This is a genomic window from Chryseobacterium hilariae, from assembly GCF_051400735.1.
Lineage (GTDB): Bacteria > Bacteroidota > Bacteroidia > Flavobacteriales > Weeksellaceae > Chryseobacterium.
On the sequence record NZ_JBLFFJ010000002.1, the window covers coordinates 550,299 to 570,387 of the forward strand.

The window sequence follows — 20,089 nt, forward strand, 5'->3', positions numbered from 1 at the left end:
ACTTAAATTTTTGATAATAATTCAAAAAAAACATAAGAAATATCATATTTCCACTTTTTATATCTAAAAGTTATATACAAAAACTATCTTTGCGCGAGTTAACTCAGACTTATTGTACATGTTTCAAAGCAAAATAAAACCATTCCTATATTTAGGGATTTTCTATCTGATCATTTCATTAATACTAAGGATCGTTTTTCTACTCCACCCTATTACAACCTCCAGCTTTGGTTTTTTTGAAATTATTAAAGTCTTATCCATCGGTCTGCTGAATGATATTTTTGTTTTCACTTTAGCCAGTACATTATTGGCCGTTTACTTTTTATTCCTGTCAAATTCCAAATATAAAAAGCCGTACGGATTTATTATTTTTGGAGCTCTGATCCTGTTTTTTCTGTACATTCTGCTCATTCCAAACAATATTTTTGATCAGTATGGTGGTTCCGTTTCAGAAGTAGTTCTCGCTTTTGTAGCAATGAAAACTATTTTCTTTGGTCTGATGCTTTTCCTACCTTCAAAAAGGATAAAGATTCGTAATGTATTCTATTTTATCACGTTATTATTATATGTCCTCATCATCATCTTTAATGCCGTAAGTGAATATTTCTTCTATAATGAATTTGGAGTACGTTATAATTTTATCGCTGTAGATTATTTGATATATACCAATGAGGTTATCGGAAACATCATGGAAAGCTATCCTGTTATTCCTTTGTTTTTGGCTATTCTTATTGCCACTTTAGCAGTTACATGGTTTATTTACAAAAAAACAAAAGATGAACTTTTAGAGCTGCCAAATTTTAAACAGAAAATGATATTGCTGGGAACGTTTACGGTTCTGGCCGGCATCAGTCTTTTGGGAGTATCTTCATTAATGCAGATCAGGTCAGACAATGTTTTTGCCGATGAGATTGAAAGTAACGGACTTCCAAAATTTTATTGGGCCTTTACCCATAATGAGCTGGATTATTTCCAGTTTTACCCGCAGATAAGTCAGCAGGAAGCTGAAAAAAACTTTTTAGGCCAGTTTGCCGAACCCACATTATCAAGAAATGTGATTTCTGAACAGCCGGAACTAAAGAAAAATGTAGTTCTGATCTCTATTGAAAGCTTATCCGCAGATTTCATGAAACATTATGGAGGCACTTTAAAGATTACTCCTTTCCTGGATAGCCTGGCAGACCGCTCGATGATGTTTACCAATCTTTATGCTACCGGAAACAGAACCGTAAGAGGACTTGAAGCCTTAACACTATGCATTCCTCCTACTGCAGGAGAAAGTGTCATCAAAAGAGACGATAACAAAAATAAATTCACGACGGGAAGCGTATTCAAATCCAAAGGATATGATGTGAAATTTCTGTACGGAGGTTACAGCTATTTCGATAATATGCAGGATTTCTTTACTGGAAATGGGTATGATATCGTAGACAGAAACAATTTTAAACCCGAAGAAATCACCTTTGCCAATGTCTGGGGCGTTGCCGATGAAGATATGGCAAAAAAAGCAATCCAAACCATGAATGCTGAGGCCAAATCCGGAAAGCCGTTTTTTAATCATTGGATGACCGTTTCCAATCACAGGCCTTTTACCTATCCTGATGGAAGGATTGATATTCCTGGAACGGCAAAATCCCGCGACGGTGGTGTAAAATATACCGATTATGCACTTAGAAAATTCTTTGAAATGGCTAAAAAACAGGATTGGTATAAAAATACGGTCTTCGTAATCATTGCCGACCATTGTGCATCCAGTGCAGGCAAAACAGAACTTCCAATGGACAAATACAGAATTCCGGCAATGATTTTTTCAGAAGATTTCATACAGCCTCAGAAGTTTGACAAGCTGATGTCTCAGATCGATATCATGCCTACTTTGTTCGGGCTTTTGAACTTCAATTATACATCTAAATTCCTTGGCCAGGATGTCTTCAAAAAAGAATTCCAGCCAAAAGCATATATTGCAACATATCAGGATCTTGGTTTTGTAAAAGACGGGTATCTAACGATCATTTCACCCATTAAAAAGATAAAACAGTATTCTTTACAGCTTGAATCCAGCAGCCTTGCTCCTGAATTCAAGCTTTATTATCATGAAAAACTGATGAAGAATCCTGAGCAGAAACTGGTCAATGATGCTGTTTCTGCTTATCAGTCCACTTCATTCTGGCTAAAAGAGAAGAAACTTAACCGATAAGGTGAGGAACAAAACGGCTCTGGTTATTGGTGATCAGATGAACACTTTCTCTGATCCCGATACCGGCAGGTTCCTGTCCTATCACCCAGCTGCCAATCACCGGATAATTACCAGCAAAATTGGGAAGATCAAATAGCTGCTGGTAAATAAAACCTTCTTTACCGTACACGCCGTCATTTTCCTCCACCGGAATATTATTTTTATGCAGGATTACATTCGCCCCTTCTCTGGAATAGATAGGCTTTTTAGCAAAATCTTTCAGATGTCTCGGTTCAAAGTAAGACTCAAGCAGATAAGGATGATTGGGATACATCTCCCAAAGGATCGGAAGAAGAGCTTTGGAAGAAAGTAAAATTTTCCATGCAGGTTCAATCCATTGGGATCTGAAACCGTTTTTCACTAGCTTTTCTCCAAAACCGTCTGCAAGGATCCATTCATAAGGATAAAGCTTGAAAATATACTCCATGATTGACCGGTCACCGGCGACGAATTCTGAAATATCCTCAGCCCAGCCGATATCCTGAACAGGAATAAATTCTGTATCAAATCCCGCCTGAGAAGCACAATCACGCATATATTCCGCATTGGTGACATCTTCAATATTGGTAAGAGATGCAAAATAAATATGGTGCGGGTTCATATAATTTTTAAGATGCTTCCAGTATCCCACCAGTTTTTCATGAATGGAATTAAACTGATCTTTATATGGAAACAACTCCTGGAGCCAGTACCATTGGATCACAGATCCTTCATACAGCGAAGTAGGCGTATCAGCATTAAATTCCAGTAATTTCAAATTTTTGCCGTCAAAACCAAAATCGAATCTCCCGTAGATAGAAGGATGATCTTCTTCCCAGCTTGTGACAATATAATTCCGGAACCAATCAGGAATATTGAACTTTTCCCAAAGATTTTTCGCTATGATATGATCCACCGCTTCCAGGCACATCTGCCAGAGTTCTGCAGTCGCGTTTTCTATTATACTAATTTCCTCCGGGCTGAACTGGTAATAATGACTTTCATCCCAATAAAGACCATCCAGAGAATGATATCCAAACCCTAAGTTCTCTAGTTTATGCTGCCAGTTTTTCCTGAACTGTGACTGAATTCTTTCCATAACTTATGATGAGGCACTAAAACCGCTTCTTCCCAATTGCCCTCTTACTACATTTCCTTTGAAATTATTTCTTCCGATATTGGATTTGCTGCTTATGGCATCACTGTAATAACCGGCCTTTTGATAAGATCCATAGCTGTAAGCCCCATACGGTCTGAACGCATGATAAAGAAGGACTCCCGCCAAAAAACCATGACTTCTCGTGTAAGAAGCTGTAGTGTCAGACCTCATATAGACTTTCTTTTCTTTTTGATCTTTCGGCTTTTCCTGGGAACAGGCAGCCAACACACCCGTTACGAAAAGTAATTTTATAGAACTGGACTTTTTCATTATTGAACCGTTATAAAAAATTCATAGTCTTTTTTCGTTTTGGCAATATGGTCATTGCCGTCACCGTCTTTTCCAGCAACAAGGGTGTCTCCCAAACCAGGGATAGTATCTTTTTTAATGATCTCTTTAAAAAGCTTTTTGTCTTTCCATATCTTGTGTTTAGTAATAAGAATATCTGCAGTATCCAGGTGCTCAACAGATAATACTGTTTCAATAGAGCCAGTCTTATCTACACTATTTACTTCATCTTCCTTTTCTTTTTTACAAGCTGTAAGTGCCATGATCCCAACCGATAACAGGCAAAGTTTAATTTTTTTCACGTGGGCCGTAATTTTTCACAAAAGTAGTAATTTAGTAATGATATTATTTTAAATTTACAGGGCAAAAAAAATTTGTTATGAAATGGACAGACGATAGAAGCGACAACGTAGACGACCGACGAGGATCCGGCGGCGGAGGTGGAGGCGCTCTTGTAGGTGGTGGATTGGGAACCCTGATCATCGCTGCAATTATATTCTTTTTGGGCGGAGACCCCTCATCTTTACTTTCTTCCGGAGGAGGCAGTTCTACTCCCACCGAACAGAGAGAATTAAGTGCCAATGAGCTTCAAATCCGTGAATTTGTAAGAATGGTCACTGCCGAAAATGAGCAGACCTGGACCAAAATTTTTGCTGAAAACGGAATGCAATATCAACCTGCCGTAGTGGTGTTATTTGAAAGTACCACACGATCCGGCTGCGGAACAGCTGAAGCCGCAATGGGACCTTTTTACTGTCCTGCAGATCAAAAAATATATATGGATATGAGCTTTTTTAAAGAGCTTCAACAGAGATTTGGTGCACAGGTTACGGAATTTTCCATTGCTTATGTAATGGCTCACGAAATGGGTCACCATGTGCAGACTCTTTTAGGAACTACACAGAAAGTAGATGCTTTAAGAAGAAGTGGAAGATATTCCGAAGCAGATATGAACAGAGTTTCCGTAGCAACAGAATTACAGGCAGATTTCTATGCGGGTGTTTGGGCTAAACAGACAGACAGCAGAGAACACATCCTGGAGCCGGGCGATATCCAGTCTGCCATAGAAGCAGCTGAAGCCGTAGGTGATGATAATATCCAGAAAAGATCTCAGGGTTACGTCAACCAGGAGAGCTTTACCCATGGATCATCTGCACAGCGTAAAGAATGGTTTATGAAAGGGTATAATACCGGAGACATCAAACAGGGAGATACTTTTAACCAGCTTTTAAAATAAATCCTTCTTTATATAATTAAAAACCCCTGAGAAATTCTCCAGGGGTTATTTTTTTATTGCAGTTCAATCGGGTTGCTGTTTTTCTTAGCTTCCTCTTTCACTCTCTCTTCCATTCTCTTCCTCATATCAGCAGGATTTTGATTTCCTCCTCTTCCGCCGCCAGCTCTCGGTGGTGCAGGAAAACCTCCCCCGCTGCCACTCTGCATGAATGACATTGGATCTGTTTTATATTTTTCCTGTTGCTTTACGTAATCAGATCTTTTTACTTTCAAAGTGTTTCCAAACTGGTTCAAGGTTACGATTTCCGCAATTTTATAATTCTTCATTAAATCAAAAGAATAATCACCTTTATCATCTTCTACTTTCACGATCAATCCCGGAAGCCCTCCAAACTTATACGGTCCATCCTGATAAGGCAGATCTGTAGTAAACCAGGCTGTCCATATTCTTCCGGCAAAATCCGTTGTTGCTTTCTGAACTTTATAATCTCCTATCTTCGTTGTTTCAGAAGACATTTTCCAGTTCAAAGGACGATCTTCCTCATAAACGTAGACGTCTCTGCCTATTCTGTCCTTAAAATATGTTTTCTGGCTGGCCTTATCTTTTTCTACAGAATAATTGATATTGGTTCTCACCCCTTCCATCTGCTCCCTGCTCACGGAACCTCTGCCTCCTCCACCCTGGAAAGCTTTCTGCAGGATAGAATCTCTCTTGTATCTGTTTTCTGAATAAAAAAGAGACTTTTCTGCGGAAATATCTAAATATGCATTTTCAGTTTTTATATCGCTTTTATTTTCTGCATCCGGTTTCATGGTAACCTGATAAACAAACCGGTTGTTCTGTGCAGAAATATGCTGCATAAGCAGCGCTAAAGCAATGATGCCAATTTTTTTCATTATAGAATAAATTTATTGTTTGGATTTCAAAAGGTTAACAAAGTTAAGCCATCAATAATAAAAATCGATAAAATAAAATTCCCGATTTTTATTTCCTAATTATTGTACGTATTTTTGCATAATTAAATCATTCTAAATAAATACAATGATAAAAGTATCAGATCAAGCAAAAACAAAAGCCATTCAGCTGATGACAGAGGATGGTTTCAACGCTGCTGAGGATTATATAAGAGTAGGGGTGAAAAGTGGAGGATGCTCTGGTTTAGAATATGTTTTGGGTTTCGACAATAAAAAAACAGATGCAGATCAGGTTTTTGAAGATAATGAAATCAAAATTGTTATAGATAAAAAATCTATCCTCTATTTAGCAGGAACAACTCTTGAATACTCAGGAGGATTAAACGGAAAGGGGTTTGTTTTCAACAATCCTAATGCATCCAGAACGTGTGGTTGTGGAGAGAGTTTTTCTTTATAGAAAAAGACATTAGACACTGGATATCAGACCTATTTCTGATGTTTTAAGTCTAATATCTGAAATCAAAAAAAACAATGAGTAAATATACTGAAGACGATTTAAGAGTCGATCTAGAAAATAAAAAATATGAATTCGGGTGGGAAACGAAGATAGACTATGAAGAGTTTCCAATCGGTTTAAATGAAGATATCGTCCGGGCGATCTCCGCGAAAAAAGAGGAGCCGGAATGGATGACAGAATGGCGTTTGGAATCTTTCAGAATCTGGCTGAAGATGACAGAACCAACCTGGGCAAATATCAAATATGAAAAACCTGATTTTCAGGTTATTAAATATTACGCTGCACCGAAAGCTAAACCTGAATTGGAGAGCTTAGATGAAGTAGATCCTGAATTGTTGGCCACTTTTGCAAAATTAGGAATCAATATCGAAGAACAAAAAAGACTTTCAGGAGTTGCAGTAGATATCGTAATAGATTCCGTTTCTGTGAAAACCACTTTCCAGGATACCTTAATGGAAAAAGGAATTATTTTCTGCTCTATTTCGGAGGCTATTAAAAATCATCCAGATTTAGTGAGAAAATACCTTGGAAAAGTAGTTCCGAGAGGAGACAATTTTTATTCAGCATTGAATTCCGCAGTATTTTCTGACGGAAGTTTCTGCTATATTCCAAAAGGCGTAAGATGCCCGATGGAGCTTTCTACCTATTTCCGTATCAACCAGGCAGGAACAGGCCAGTTCGAAAGAACGCTTGTGATTGCTGATGAAGGAAGTTATGTATCTTACCTTGAAGGTTGTACTGCCCCATCAAGAGATGAAAACCAGCTTCACGCAGCAGTTGTTGAATTGATCGCAATGGATAATGCTGAGATTAAGTATTCTACTGTTCAAAACTGGTATCCGGGGAATGAAGAAGGAAAAGGTGGTGTATTCAACTTTGTTACGAAAAGAGGGCTTTGCGAGAAAAATGCAAAAATCTCCTGGACGCAGGTCGAAACAGGATCTGCCATAACGTGGAAATATCCGTCTTGTATCCTGAAAGGAGATAACTCTATTGGTGAGTTCTACTCTATTGCAGTAACTAACAATCACCAATATGCAGACACAGGAACAAAAATGATCCATATTGGGAAAAACACCAAATCTACGATCATTTCAAAAGGTATATCTGCAGGAAAATCTCAGAATTCATACAGAGGACTGGTAAAAGTAATGCCTTCTGCAAAAGGAGCAAGAAACTTCTCCCAGTGTGATTCCCTGTTGATGGGTAATGAATGCGGTGCGCATACCTTCCCTTATATTGAAATCAAAGATCCTACTGCCCAGCTGGAACATGAAGCTACCACCTCAAAAATTGGAGAAGATCAGATCTTCTACTGCAACCAGAGAGGGATTGACACAGAAAGAGCTATTGCATTGATTGTAAATGGTTTCAGTAAAGAAGTATTGAATAAGCTTCCAATGGAATTTGCCATTGAGGCCCAGAAATTATTGGAGATCTCTCTTGAGGGTTCTGTTGGATAATTTGAGGATGGAAACTACAGAAAACCTAATTTTAAGAAAACCTGAAAATGATGATTTTGAAAGGTTTTTTGAAATTAACAGAGATCCACAGACCAATCTGTATAACCCAAGTGGACCAATGAACATTGAAAAAGCAGAAGGTACATTCAAAAGGATACAGGAACATTGGGATCAATATAATTTTGGAGGCTGGACCATTATAGCAAAAGAAAATAAGAGTATTATTGGCTTTGGAGGCTTGAGCTATAAAATGTATGGAAAGGAAGAAAAACTAAATCTCGGATATCGCTTTGCTGTGGAAGCATGGGGAAAAGGATATGCAACAGAGTTCACAAAGAAAGCTATAGAATTTGGATTTATCAGTATCAGTAAAGAAGAGATATTTGGAATTGTTCGTCCTGACAATATAGCTTCTGTTAAAGTTTTGGAAAAGGCAGGTATGATGCGTATAGGAAAGCTTAATGATGTTCCCGGTCAGCCTGAAAGTTTAGTATATAGAATTCAAAAATAATTTGTTTAGCAAATAAAAATGTTAGAAATAAAAAACTTGCACGCCAAAATTGAAGATGGCGCAGAAATTTTAAAAGGTATCAATCTTGAAATAAAACCAGGGGAAGTTCATGCGATCATGGGGCCTAACGGAGCTGGAAAATCTACTCTTTCTTCTGTCATTGCAGGAAAAGAAGATTATGAAGTGACGGAAGGTGAAATTCTATTCCAAGGAGAGAACATCAGTGAAGATGCTCCCGAAGACAGAGCACATAAAGGGATCTTCCTTTCTTTCCAGTATCCAGTGGAAATTCCGGGAGTTTCTGTAACGAACTTCATTAAAGCTGCTTTAAACGAAACAAGAAAAGCAAACGGATTGGAGGAAATGCCGGCAAAAGAAATGCTTGCCCTTATCCGTGAAAAATCTGAGCAATTAGGTATAAAAAAAGATTTCCTTTCACGATCGCTTAACGAAGGTTTCTCCGGAGGTGAAAAGAAAAGAAATGAGATCTTCCAGATGATGATGCTTAATCCTAAACTGGCTATTCTTGATGAGACGGATTCAGGATTAGATATTGACGCGTTAAGAATTGTTGCAGACGGTGTAAATCACTTTAAAAATGAAGGAAATGCAGTTCTTCTGATTACCCACTATCAGAGATTGCTCAACTATATCCAGCCTGACTTTGTTCATGTTCTTGCCAATGGAAAAATCATCAAAACCGGTGATAAATCTCTCGCTTTAGAGCTTGAAGAAAAAGGGTACGACTGGCTTCTTAACTAAGAAGAAACTATTTTCAGCAGGGATTTTATCAATCCTTTCTGAAGATGCGGAAAAACCGCAGTAAATATTATTATTTTTAAATATATAAAATAAGGTGTGATGGCCGAAATATCAGTAATGGCTTTATACGATCAGATTATTGACAATCACGGTGAATTTTTGAAGAGCCTTCGTCACAGATTTCTGGATGAAGATAGAAAAACCGCTCTTCAGAATTTCGAAAACTTAGGTTTTCCGACAAAAAAAGACGAAGAATATAAATATACCAGCATCAAAGAGATCACAGAGAAAAACTATAATTTTTTCCCTAAAGAAAGTCATAATATTACCAAAGAACAGCTGGATCAGCTGCATTTGGGTGAAGAAAATTTTGACTGGATCGTCTTTGTGAACGGTAAACTTCATAAGGAACTTTCAAAAGTTTCTATCGAAAATGTAGAATTTCTTTCGTTCAATTATGCTTTGAATGATGAAAAACATAAAGAAGTATTTGATAAGTATTTCAATACCATTGCTTCTAAGGACACTGCTTTCACGAACCTAAATCTTGCCTACTGCAAATACGGGTTCTTTTTGAAAGTTCCAAAAAATGTAGTGATCGAAAAACCAATTCACATTTTCTACATCTCTCAAAATCAGGAAGAAAATACATTCTATAATACAAGAAACTTATTGATTGTAGATGAAGGAGCAAAAGTAGAGATCATAGAAAGTCATCATAATTTCGACAGTACTTATGTGCTGACCAATTCTGTGACGGAGATTTTTACCTATCCTAATGCAAAAGCAGACTGGCATAAGCTTCAGAATGACAATAACACATCATATCTGATTGACAGTACTTTTGCAAGACAGGAAAAAGACAGTTTAACTACTGTAAATACTTTTTCTTTCGGAGGAAAGCTGATAAGAAACAACCTGGATTTCATTCATAACGGAAGCAATATCAATTCGTTTATGAACGGGATTACAATCATTGGAAAAGATCAGCTGGTGGATCACCATACAGCAGTTCACCACAATTTCCCGAACTGTGAAAGTTACCAGAATTACAAAGGTATCTTCGATGGAAATGCACACGGCGTTTTCAACGGAAAGGTTTTCGTAGATAAAATTGCCCAGAAAACCAATGCCTACCAGCAGAACAACAATGTATTGCTAAGTGAAGGTGCTACTATTGATACTAAGCCTCAATTGGAGATCTTCGCAGATGACGTAAAATGTTCTCACGGATGTACAGTAGGCCAGCTTAATGAAGATGCACTATTTTATTTAAGAGCAAGAGGGATTTCCAAGAAAGAAGCTCAGGCATTGCTTTTATATGCTTTTGCCAATGATGCAATGCAGAACATTGATATTGAACCGCTTAAAGAAAAAATCTCAAAACTTTTAGCTGAAAAGCTTCAGGTTGATATAGAATTTTAAGACTAATATAAATTGATACCAAAAAGCACTTCATTTCGAAGTGCTTTTTATTTTAAAATCCTGTTTATAATTATTTCAGCCAGGACTGATTATCTTTCTTATCGGAGCGTTTCTTTCCATTATCAATATTATACGCAAATCCCACACCTAAAGTCTGCTTAAGCTGCGTTTTTTGGATTTGGTTGTGGTCATACAACAAATCCAGCGTAATATTCGTTGAAATGAACTTGTTGATCTTCATATTAAGGATTCCGCTGTACCCAAGTACCAAATGATCAGGATGGTCAAGATAGTTCGAAAATACTGATGCAGTATTGGTCAAATTGATATTTTCCATGATCTTGATCTTATATATAGCTGTACCCAGGAAACCGAACTGGAACAGAGAAGAATCTCCGTCATTTTTAAGTCCATAAGTTCCTGCGGTCTGAAGATCTTCATCCAGAACAAACGTCCACCTGGCATTGGCAGGACGAAGCGTCATTGTAAAGTTGTCATTGGGACGATATGTAACACCGGCACCGATATTAAGATATCCCGGAGCCATAAAATTGGAGATCTTTTTAGCATCAGGATTATTCCCATCCTCGTAACCTCCGGCAAACTGGGTCTGAAGGCCTATTCCTCCTGAAAGGTACCAGTTTTTAGCAAATTCACGCCCATAATTAGTCGACAGGTTGATTACGTCCTGTGTCTTTCTGGTTCCGATACCTTTTGTATTATTCTGCCCGTAACCCAGGATAATGATATTCTCCCAGAGATCCTTACCCTTTTCATAAGTAAGATTATAATTAACTCCGGCAAGCCATCCAACATTGTTAGCACCTCCGCCAACCCAGTTTGAGAAAGCAGCCTGGTTAAGCATCAATGTATTCTGTCCATGGACAGACCATGCTTTTACGGTATCTGCTGCTACAGCATCGGTTTTGACTTCCTGAGCCATTGTGGCGACTCCGACGGAAATAGAAGCGGCCAATAAAAGTTTTTTCATAAGTAAGTATTTTCATCACAAAAATATACATATAATTTTTGCTAAAAAAATAACCACTCAAATTTGAAATATTAAATTAGTATTCGCTGCATTAAAAAAACGGCAAAATAGATCTTCGAAACAAGGCTTGAAAAAACAAAAATGAACTTATCTCTACTTAAAATATGTCTGCTGGGCAAAAAACAACGCTCATATTCAATCGCTTGCATGTCGAATGAATTTAATTTATTTTTTTATCCACCATTGGCTGTCTTTACGGTCAGAACGTTTTACACCATTATTCAAAATATAGGCAAATCCTATCCCAAGCGTTTGCTTCAGCTGAGTTTTCTGGACCTGATTGTGGTCATAAAGCAGATCTACCGTGATATTAGATGATATAAATTTATTCACTTTAAAGTTCACAACAGCACCGTAAGCAAGAACCAACCGTTCCGGATGATCCAGATAATTGGAGAATACAGAGGCGGTATTGGTTATATGAACATTATCCATCAGTTTTACTTTGTATAAAGCTGTTCCAAGGAAACCGAACTGCAAAAGTGAAGTATCACCGTCATTTTTCAAACCGTAACTTCCTGCAAACCGCAAGTCTTTATCCAGGACGAAAGTCCATCTGGCGTTGATAGGGCGCATGGTTACCGTAAGATTATCATTAGGCCTGTACGTGATACCCATACCGAGGTTCAGATAACCGGGAGCCATAAAATTGGAGATTTTTTTAGCGGCCGGATTGTTTCCGTCTTCATAACCTGTAGTAAACTGTGATTGCAACCCGGCTCCTGAAGAAAAATACCAGCTTTCAGAAAATTTACGCCCATAGTTGGTGGATATATTAATGACATCCTGTGTTTTCCTCACTCCAAGTCCTTTAGTATCATTTTGCCCATAATCCAAGACAATAATATTTTCCCACAGATCATTGTCTTTTTCATAAGTAAGATTGTAATTCACCCCGGCAAGCCATCCTACATTGTTGGCTCCTCCGCCCACCCAGTTTGAAAAGGCGGCCTGATTGATCATCAGAGTATTTTTTCCTAATACCAACCAGGATTTTACTGTATCTACAACTACTGAATCTCTTTTCAATTCTTCTTGTGCACTTGCATAAATCCCTATAGAAAAGGAAAGAATCAATAAAAACTTCTTCATTATTTTACATGATTTTCATTACAAAAATATTAATATAATTTTTTTAAAGCGGGTATTGACTTATAAAAAGCTTTAAACGGATATAAAATCTCTTCAACATCCAAAAACAGGCCAGTTTAATACGTTCAATGTCAAAATATTAAGCTGCACATTTAAAATTGAAACCTTTTGTCTTAAAATAAATACCACTTTACTTCATACATCGACAAATTTTCCGAAATTTATTATTGGCTTTTGATTTGACGTAACATCGACATGTTTAAAAATATAATTTCCAAAAGAGCTGTTATAACCCCTTTGCTGATGCTTTCAGCCATGTGGTTCGGCTACTTTCTGCAGATGCAGGGCTTTTTTCAAAGCTGTTTTGGGGCTATAATACCTCTATTGCCGGAAGGCCTGCTGGGAGTCATTACCTCTCCTCTTCTGCATGGAAATATTGATCATATCATAAGCAACTCTATCCCGGTAGCTGTTCTTCTGTTTCTTTTATACCAATTCTATCCGTTAGTCGCCAATAAAGTCTTTATGATCGGCTGGCTGGCTACGGGACTGCTGGTCTGGCTGCTGCCTCCGATAGACATCCTCACCGGCGATTATATGTATACCTGTACCATTGGAGCCAGCGGAGTGGTATATGTTCTTGCCTTCTTTCTTTTTTTCAGCGGAGTTTTCAAATGGAATATGAAACTTCTCACCATATCGCTGCTTGTTGTTTTATATTACGGCAGTCTGATTTGGGGTATGTTTCCGGAAGAATTATTCTACAATCTTCAAGAACCTAGCAAAATATCGTGGCAGGCGCATCTTTCTGGAGCTGTAGTGGGAAGCATCATTGCTTTTGCTTTTAAAAATGTGGGCGACAGGAAAAAGAAATACATTTGGGAATTCCCAAACTATTACAGCGAAAAAGATGATAAGCTGTGGCAGGAGTACAAAGAAAATCATCCGGAGGATTTTCTGGAACTGCCTTATAAAAAAAGAGATGATATCTGGGATCATTTGGATGAATTAAGAAAAAAATAAAACTTATTTCATTACATTTGAAAAAAAACACACATGGTCACTGAAGAATATTTCTATGCAATAGCCCTGCGCGAATGCAGCCTGATCGGCGATATTAATTTTCAAAAGCTTATCCGGACATTTGGAAGCGCTGAAGAAGCCTGGAAGAAAGCAAAAAAAGAATTCAGCAAAACAGATGGCGTAGGAAAAAAAACTGTAGCCGATATCGGAAATGAAGAATATCTGAAGTTTGCAGAAGCTGAGATCAAATTCTGCGAAAAGAACAATATATGGATCAGGCTGCGACATCTTAAAGAGCTTCCTCATCTTCTTAATGAATGCGATGATGCTCCTGCAATTCTCTATCAAAAAGGAAATTTTGACGATTTCCTACAGAAGATCAGCATTGTAGGAACACGGAATATGACTTCTTACGGCAAGCAGTTCATTGGTGATTTCTTCGACGCATCAAGACCCTCTAAATACATATCCGTCAGCGGGTTAGCCCTTGGCGTTGACAAAGAGGTTCATGAGCAGTCTATTCAGTTTAAAATACCTACTATGGCCGTTCTTGCTCACGGCTTTCATATGCTGTATCCTTCCAAAAACAGGAAATTGTCTGAAAAAATCTTACAGGAGGGTGGCACTTTAATAACAGAATTTAATTCATCCCGAAAACCGGACCGCGAAAATTTCATTCAAAGAAACAGAATCATAGCCGGAATTTCTCCTTCAACGATAGTGGTAGAAACAGGTTTTGGTGGCGGGTCTATAAGCACGGCATCCTTTGCTAATGACTATAACCGTGAAGTTTTTGCCCTTCCCGGAAAGATAACGGATCCCTACAGCCAGGGATGTAACCAGCTGATTTTCCAGAATAAAGCAGCTGCCATTTCCACCGTTAAGAACCTTATAGATTCAATTGGGCTCAATCATTCAAAAGAGAAAGTAGCCGAGCTGTTCCCATACAGTGAAACATATATACAACTTACTGATAGCCAGAAAGCCATATATCAGTCGATAAAATCCCATCCTCAGGTATCTCTTGACGATCTTGCACAGATGGTTTCCATCCCGTCCTATAAAATCCTTCCTATAATTTTGGAATTGGAGCTTTTGGAGAAAGTAAAATCATTTTCCGGGAGGCAATTCATGGCAATTTGAGAATTAACGATTTCTTAATATTGCATTATTTGAGACTTAACTTTTAATTTTTAATAAAATTTGAACATAAATTATCAATTTAATAATATTTCGAAACATTATTATTTAATTTTTAATAATGTTGAAATACAGTGTTGTGAATCTTGAAAAAAAAATTAAATTTGTTGACAATAATATTCAACCCTAATATATGGAACAATATAATATTGACCAGAAAATCCAGGAGTTTATTGCCAAGATTGAAGCAAAAAATCCTAATGAGCCAGAATTTTTACAAGCCGTAAAAGAAGTAGCTGTGACTGTAATTCCGTTTATTATGACTAAGAAGGAATATACAGGGATGAAGCTTCTAGAGAGAATGGCTGAAGCTGAAAGAATCATTATCTTCAGGGTTCCATGGGTTGATGACAAAGGAGAGATCCAGGTAAACAGAGGTTTCAGAATCCAGATGAACTCTGCGATCGGACCATACAAAGGAGGAATCCGTTTCCATCCTACTGTGAACCTTTCAGTTCTTAAATTCTTAGCTTTCGAGCAGGTATTTAAAAACTCATTGACTACTCTTCCAATGGGAGGAGGTAAAGGAGGTTCAGATTTCGATCCGCAAGGTAAATCTGATATGGAAGTAATGCGTTTCTGCCAAGCATTCATGACTGAATTATGCAAGCATATCGGTCCTGAGACAGACGTACCTGCAGGAGACATTGGTGTAGGAGCAAGAGAGATCGGATATCTTTTTGGACAATACAAAAAAGTAAGAAACGAATTTACAGGAGTACTTACAGGAAAAGGTCTTGCTTACGGAGGTTCACTTATCCGTCCTGAAGCTACAGGATACGGTGTAGTATATTTCGCAGAGCAGATGCTTAAAACAATCAACGAGACTTTCAAGGATAAAATCGTAAGTGTGTCAGGTTTCGGAAACGTAGCCTGGGGAGTAATCAAAAAGGCAACTGAGCTTGGTGCCAAGGTGGTAACAATTTCTGGCCCGGACGGTTATATCTATGATAAAGACGGTATCAGCGGAGAAAAAATTGATTATTTATTAGAACTTAGATCTTCCGGTAACAACAGAGCCGAAGACTATGCTAAAAAATATCCTTCTGCTGAATTCCATGCCGGAAAACGTCCTTGGGAAGTGAAATGTGATGTAGCATTCCCTTCTGCCACTCAAAACGAACTGGATCTTGAAGATGCTAAAGTTTTGGTAGAAAACGGATGTGTTTGTGTTACTGAAGCTGCCAATATGCCTTCTACTTTAGATGCAATCAACTATTTCCTAGACAATAAAATATTATTCTCGCCTGGTAAGGCTTCCAATGCCGGAGGTGTTGCTACTTCAGGTCTTGAGATGACGCAGAACTCTATCCGTCTTAACTGGACTTCTGAAGAGGTTGATGCAAGACTGAAGGAGATCATGATCGGAATCCACAAAGCTTGTAGAGACTACGGAAAAGACGAAGATGGCTACGTTAACTATGTGAAAGGGGCAAATATTGCCGGTTTCGTGAAAGTTGCGGAAGCAATGCTGGCTCAGGGAGTAGTATAAAAATAAATAAAGGTTGGGAAAATTCCCAGCCTTTTTTGATATAGCCTGTTCCCGGGATAATGGGAAAAAAGTAAAAAGTGAAAGGAGAAAGCGCCGTATAAATACGGCGCTTTTTTTATTTTTACAGGATGAAATACACCGTCAAAAATATAAATGAATATATTCTTTTGTTTCCTGATGAGGTTCAGCAGAAACTTATAGAACTAAGAGAAACCATTCATTCCGAGATGACAGGCCTTGAAGAATATATCGGTTATCAGATGCCTGCATTCAAATACAAGGGAAAGCCTTTTGTTTACTTTGCCGGCTATAAAAAGCATATAGGATTTTATCCCGGTCCTGAAGCCATCGGCGTCTTTGAAAAAGATTTTAACAAAAAACAATATAAATTTTCAAAAGGAGCTGTTCAGTTTCCGGTAGATCAAGACATTCCGATGGAGCTTGTCAGAAAAATAGTACAATTCAGAGCGAATGAAATAGATCAGAAAAATCCTGAGACATTTATCCCAGGATTCCCTTTCTACTTTGCTCAATATTTACTACTTAGATGACTTTGCTTTTTTCTTAGCTTTTCTTTCTGCTTTGGTTGTTTCTGAAGGTTTCGTAGCATCTGTTGTGGTCTCCGTATTCACAGTAGCCGTAGCATCAGTTGTTGCAATCGGAGTCGTTGCATCTACCGTCGTAACAGTTGTTGTGGTATTTTGTGTTTGAGTACTGGTGTCTGTAGTAGTGCTTGGTTGTGTATTCTGCTGTTGAGGCTGAGTGGTCTGGTTATTAGATGTATCGGCTGGCTTTTGTGGTTGTGTCTGTGTCTGGGCCGATACTGCGATTACACCGACTAAAGTAAACGCTGCAGTTAAAACTAACTTTTTCATAATGTAATATTTTAAATGGTTGTTTAACTTAAACGACACTCTATTTACTAAATTATGTGTAACGGCCTTATTTAACGTACTTTATAATTATTTAAGATATTTTTACACGAAGGATTATTTTGAAATATTCTTCATCATTTTTTCCACGAATTCAAATGCAGCCGGGCATATCACGGTGTTTTTCAGCATTAAGCTGTTGATCTGATAGATCTTCTTGCGGTCTGTATGTGGGTATTCCCGGCAGGCTTTGGGCCTTACTTCATAGATAGAACAGGTATTGTCTTGATTCAGAAAAAAACATGGAAGATTCTGAAGCACTTTATCATTATCTTCATCTACCCTTAAAAATTTAGCTTCAAAATCAGCCTGCTTCATTCGCAGATGTTTTGAAATACGCTCAATATCTTTTTCGGTATATAAAGGTCCTGTTGTTTTGCAGCAATTGGCACACTGTAGGCAATTCACTTCTTCAAAAACTTCATCATGGGTTTCCTGAACCACATAATCGAGGTTTTTGGGCGGTTTCTTTTTCAGTCCGTCCAGAAATTTCTTATGTTCTTTCTGCTTCTGTAAAGCCTGTTTTTTGTAAAGGTCTAAATCCATTTATTTATATCTCCTGCAAAGAAGGAAGATCTGCTTTTTGATAGTCATTAATTTTATCCAGGTCTAATATCGTGGTAAGATCACTATTGTCCGGATAATACATTGGAGCAAACTTAGCCCCGTAAATAATTTCCGCCGAGACATAGGAAGATCTCTGAACCACCGTATTTGAAAAGACTTCATCGAATGCCCGGACCTGAACGATAATTTCAATATCCGTGCTCTTAAAATCATCTTCAGAAAAGCCGTAGAACGGTGAATCTTCCTTTATTTCATGAACTACTGTCCAGTTCAGTGCCAGGGTGTTAATCTTGCTCAGATGAGTCTTTAAAGAATAAAAATTACTTTTTGGAACCCCATTCTCAATTATCTCAATAGCCGTTGAAACAATAACATCCGCGTCCGTTAAAGCATTGTTTTTATAAGGAGCCAGCCTGAACATTAATGCCCTTGATTCTTTAAACGGAGCAATAACCGCAATATCCGAAAACCGGAGGTAAGCTCGCGGCCTTGAGAATCTTCCATAAAAAAGTCCGGTTGCAATGGCAAAGGTAAGCAATCCCAGAAAAGCTTCAAAAGTAGCCACCAAACTCGCCGTAAAGCCTACGGGTGCAATTCTTCCGTAACCTACGGTGGTAAAGGTCTGCGAACTGAAGAAAAACACATCGATGAATTCGTTCAGGGGATCACTTTTATCAATTCCGGTAAGATGCTCTACTCCAATGAGATAATAAATCAGTGCAAATACCAGATTAATCAGAATATAGGCAACCACCAGATAAGATAAGAAGCGGAAGGTCGACAGATTCAGCATGGTGTGATACCAGCTCAGCCTGTTGAATACATTCACGCCTCTTCGCTTTACATTCGGAAGCCCATCCTTATTGATGAACCTTCCGGATGCATTGCTGCCAAAACCGCTGTTTTCGGTGTTTTTCTGACGGATTTTTTTCCTGAATCCTCTGGTCATTTTTTAATCGTTTTAATTGTGTTACGTTAGGATCTGTCTATACAAATAAGCAGGAGGAAGATTACAGCTCTTTCTTCTTCCCGGATATTTAAAAAGCAAAGTTAAGAATAGAATCCATTAAGATGACTGTGTTTTTTAGCAATCATTCTTTTGAAATTACGCATTCAAATGGCAGATTATTTTCAATAGCCTTTATGGAGCTTTTAACTTAAAAGACATCACAAAAAACAGCAAAAAAATTTTGAATTTCTGCTGTTTAATCAATTTTTATTTAAGTAAGCTATATCTTTTGTGCAGGTGATTCCAGCACAGTAACACTTACATTGCTGACTGACTTTACAATCCCCGATTCTCCGTGTACATTGGAAAGGAAATTAGGAAAGTTTTCAATAGGAAAAGCCCAATAATAATGTCCATCTACCGGAGAAGGAAAGTTGGCTTGCAATCTTCCGGTTAATTTCATAGGCACAAAATATTCAACAGAAGATCCTTTTAATTTCGTCAGGATAGATATAGTTTTTTTAGAATGGGCCGGCACAATAGCCTTGTAGGTACTGGTTTCTGTAATTTCTTCGGAATTTTCTGTACCTTCCGTTGTATCTCCTCCTACTACAACTTTAGTGCTTGCCGAAGCTTTTGCGACTAACGGAATATCAACGGATACTGATGCCGCCACTTCAAATGAACCCGAGACAGTACGTTTCCAGGAGGTCGAGTATCCTTTTTTATAAGAATAGGATACCGTAATTTCACTTTCCCTGTCCCCATTATTAACAGCCTCTGTAGTATAGGCATTATCCGGAAGATCTGCTCCGTCTGTTTTTATGGTCACCTCGGGAGTTCCTAAAACAATGGAGACATTAGGATTAGGAGCCGTATTCCGGACATCTCCATCTACCGATAAATCAGGGTCAAATATAATTCCGTCAGGAACCTGCCCTGCGTAGGCAAAAACATTTTTCAGCCTTATTCTTTCTCCAGAAAAGCTGATATCATACCCCATATCTTTCAGGTGATTTGATTTAAAAGGAATTTCACGTTCTTCATTGGATGAACTATAGTTTGTGCCCAGGCTATTATTAGTACTTGCCAATTTAAATTCATCTACAATTCTCCAGCCTTTCTGAAGCATTTGCGTCTCTGTCAGCTGTGTGTTTTTTACATCCGTATAATTTACATTTTCCGAATCATCATTAACAGAATTCACTTCATCTCTTGAACATGATGCAGAGAATGCTAATAATAAAAGAGCCAAAATAGAATTGATTTTTTTATTCATTTTAGTAATTTTT

Annotated in this window: 21 protein-coding genes; 11 read left to right on the forward strand and 10 right to left on the reverse strand. The window is 37.9% G+C overall.

What is annotated here, in order from left to right; translation table 11 throughout:
- Positions 1-118: 118 nt before the first annotated feature.
- On the forward strand, positions 119-2,197 hold the full coding sequence (locus ACMGDK_RS09255; protein ID WP_436807671.1) for an LTA synthase family protein: 2,079 nt from the start codon (positions 119-121) through the stop codon (positions 2,195-2,197).
- On the opposite strand, the gene ACMGDK_RS09260 is transcribed toward ACMGDK_RS09255, so the two are convergent.
- Genes ACMGDK_RS09260 through ACMGDK_RS09270 form a run of 3 tightly spaced genes read right to left on the reverse strand, consistent with a single transcriptional unit; the run spans position 2,187 to position 3,964 of the window.
- Positions 2,187-3,314 (reverse strand): glutathionylspermidine synthase family protein, encoded by a 1,128-nt coding sequence (locus ACMGDK_RS09260; RefSeq protein ID WP_436807672.1) that lies wholly within the window; start codon positions 3,312-3,314, stop codon positions 2,187-2,189. The genes ACMGDK_RS09255 and ACMGDK_RS09260 overlap by 11 nt on opposite strands.
- 3 nt (positions 3,315-3,317) lie before the next feature.
- On the reverse strand, positions 3,318-3,644 hold the full coding sequence (locus ACMGDK_RS09265; RefSeq protein ID WP_116010323.1) for a hypothetical protein: 327 nt from the start codon (positions 3,642-3,644) through the stop codon (positions 3,318-3,320).
- Positions 3,644-3,964, reverse strand: a complete 321-nt coding sequence (locus ACMGDK_RS09270) for a hypothetical protein (protein WP_436807673.1) — start codon at positions 3,962-3,964, stop codon at positions 3,644-3,646. The genes ACMGDK_RS09265 and ACMGDK_RS09270 overlap by 1 nt, the downstream gene beginning before the upstream one ends.
- 77 nt (positions 3,965-4,041) lie before the next feature.
- Here ACMGDK_RS09270 and ypfJ point away from each other — a divergent pair, with 77 nt between their 5' ends.
- Positions 4,042-4,899 (forward strand): KPN_02809 family neutral zinc metallopeptidase, encoded by an 858-nt coding sequence (gene ypfJ, locus ACMGDK_RS09275; RefSeq protein ID WP_436807674.1) that lies wholly within the window; start codon positions 4,042-4,044, stop codon positions 4,897-4,899.
- Positions 4,900-4,952: 53 nt separating this feature from the next.
- Here the strand turns inward: ypfJ and ACMGDK_RS09280 are convergent, their stop codons facing one another.
- On the reverse strand, positions 4,953-5,795 hold the full coding sequence (locus ACMGDK_RS09280) for a GLPGLI family protein (protein ID WP_436807675.1): 843 nt from the start codon (positions 5,793-5,795) through the stop codon (positions 4,953-4,955).
- Between the two features lie 145 nt (positions 5,796-5,940).
- Here ACMGDK_RS09280 and ACMGDK_RS09285 point away from each other — a divergent pair, with 145 nt between their 5' ends.
- The 5 genes from ACMGDK_RS09285 to sufD all read left to right on the forward strand — a co-directional run bounded on the left by ACMGDK_RS09285 (position 5,941) and on the right by sufD (position 10,491).
- Positions 5,941-6,270 (forward strand): HesB/IscA family protein, encoded by a 330-nt coding sequence (locus tag ACMGDK_RS09285; RefSeq protein ID WP_436807676.1) that lies wholly within the window; start codon positions 5,941-5,943, stop codon positions 6,268-6,270.
- A 74-nt stretch (positions 6,271-6,344) separates the two neighbouring features.
- Positions 6,345-7,793 carry a Fe-S cluster assembly protein SufB gene (gene sufB, locus ACMGDK_RS09290; protein ID WP_436807677.1) on the forward strand — a complete coding sequence of 483 codons (1,449 nt, stop codon included), beginning with the start codon at positions 6,345-6,347 and terminating at the stop codon, positions 7,791-7,793.
- Positions 7,794-7,800: 7 nt separating this feature from the next.
- Entirely contained in the window at positions 7,801-8,304 is a 504-nt protein-coding gene (locus ACMGDK_RS09295) for a GNAT family N-acetyltransferase (protein ID WP_436807678.1), read from the forward strand.
- A gap of 18 nt (positions 8,305-8,322) precedes the next feature.
- On the forward strand, positions 8,323-9,066 hold the full coding sequence (gene sufC / locus ACMGDK_RS09300) for a Fe-S cluster assembly ATPase SufC (RefSeq protein ID WP_436807679.1): 744 nt from the start codon (positions 8,323-8,325) through the stop codon (positions 9,064-9,066).
- 117 nt (positions 9,067-9,183) lie between these two features.
- A complete protein-coding gene (sufD, locus tag ACMGDK_RS09305) occupies positions 9,184-10,491 on the forward strand; it encodes a Fe-S cluster assembly protein SufD (RefSeq protein WP_436807719.1) in 1,308 nt (435 codons plus the stop codon).
- Positions 10,492-10,561: 70 nt separating this feature from the next.
- On the opposite strand, the gene ACMGDK_RS09310 is transcribed toward sufD, so the two are convergent.
- Together ACMGDK_RS09310 and ACMGDK_RS09315 are read right to left on the reverse strand one after the other, a co-directional pair.
- Positions 10,562-11,482, reverse strand: a complete 921-nt coding sequence (locus tag ACMGDK_RS09310) for a DUF3078 domain-containing protein (protein ID WP_436807680.1) — start codon at positions 11,480-11,482, stop codon at positions 10,562-10,564.
- Between the two features lie 225 nt (positions 11,483-11,707).
- On the reverse strand, positions 11,708-12,634 hold the full coding sequence (locus ACMGDK_RS09315) for a DUF3078 domain-containing protein (protein ID WP_436807681.1): 927 nt from the start codon (positions 12,632-12,634) through the stop codon (positions 11,708-11,710).
- A 255-nt stretch (positions 12,635-12,889) separates the two neighbouring features.
- Here ACMGDK_RS09315 and ACMGDK_RS09320 point away from each other — a divergent pair, with 255 nt between their 5' ends.
- From ACMGDK_RS09320 to ACMGDK_RS09335, 4 genes are all read left to right on the forward strand, one after another.
- On the forward strand, positions 12,890-13,657 hold the full coding sequence (locus ACMGDK_RS09320; protein ID WP_436807682.1) for a rhomboid family intramembrane serine protease: 768 nt from the start codon (positions 12,890-12,892) through the stop codon (positions 13,655-13,657).
- A 33-nt stretch (positions 13,658-13,690) separates the two neighbouring features.
- Entirely contained in the window at positions 13,691-14,800 is a 1,110-nt protein-coding gene (dprA, locus tag ACMGDK_RS09325; protein WP_436807683.1) for a DNA-processing protein DprA, read from the forward strand.
- A gap of 190 nt (positions 14,801-14,990) precedes the next feature.
- Positions 14,991-16,349: an NADP-specific glutamate dehydrogenase gene (gene gdhA, locus ACMGDK_RS09330; protein WP_436807684.1), complete on the forward strand. Its 1,359-nt coding sequence runs from the start codon at positions 14,991-14,993 to the stop codon at positions 16,347-16,349.
- Positions 16,350-16,477: 128 nt separating this feature from the next.
- Positions 16,478-16,900, forward strand: coding sequence for an iron chaperone (locus tag ACMGDK_RS09335; RefSeq protein ID WP_436807685.1), 423 nt, complete (start codon positions 16,478-16,480; stop codon positions 16,898-16,900).
- Here the strand turns inward: ACMGDK_RS09335 and ACMGDK_RS09340 are convergent.
- The 4 genes from ACMGDK_RS09340 to ACMGDK_RS09355 form a co-directional block, all read right to left on the reverse strand.
- Positions 16,889-17,224 (reverse strand): hypothetical protein, encoded by a 336-nt coding sequence (locus ACMGDK_RS09340; RefSeq protein WP_436807686.1) that lies wholly within the window; start codon positions 17,222-17,224, stop codon positions 16,889-16,891. The genes ACMGDK_RS09335 and ACMGDK_RS09340 overlap by 12 nt on opposite strands.
- Before the next feature lie 114 nt (positions 17,225-17,338).
- Positions 17,339-17,827: a YkgJ family cysteine cluster protein gene (locus ACMGDK_RS09345; RefSeq protein WP_436807687.1), complete on the reverse strand. Its 489-nt coding sequence runs from the start codon at positions 17,825-17,827 to the stop codon at positions 17,339-17,341.
- Positions 17,828-17,831: 4 nt separating this feature from the next.
- Positions 17,832-18,797 (reverse strand): ion channel, encoded by a 966-nt coding sequence (locus ACMGDK_RS09350; protein WP_436807688.1) that lies wholly within the window; start codon positions 18,795-18,797, stop codon positions 17,832-17,834.
- Between the two features lie 280 nt (positions 18,798-19,077).
- Positions 19,078-20,076: a hypothetical protein gene (locus ACMGDK_RS09355; protein ID WP_436807689.1), complete on the reverse strand. Its 999-nt coding sequence runs from the start codon at positions 20,074-20,076 to the stop codon at positions 19,078-19,080.
- Between the last annotated feature and the right edge of the window lie 13 nt (positions 20,077-20,089).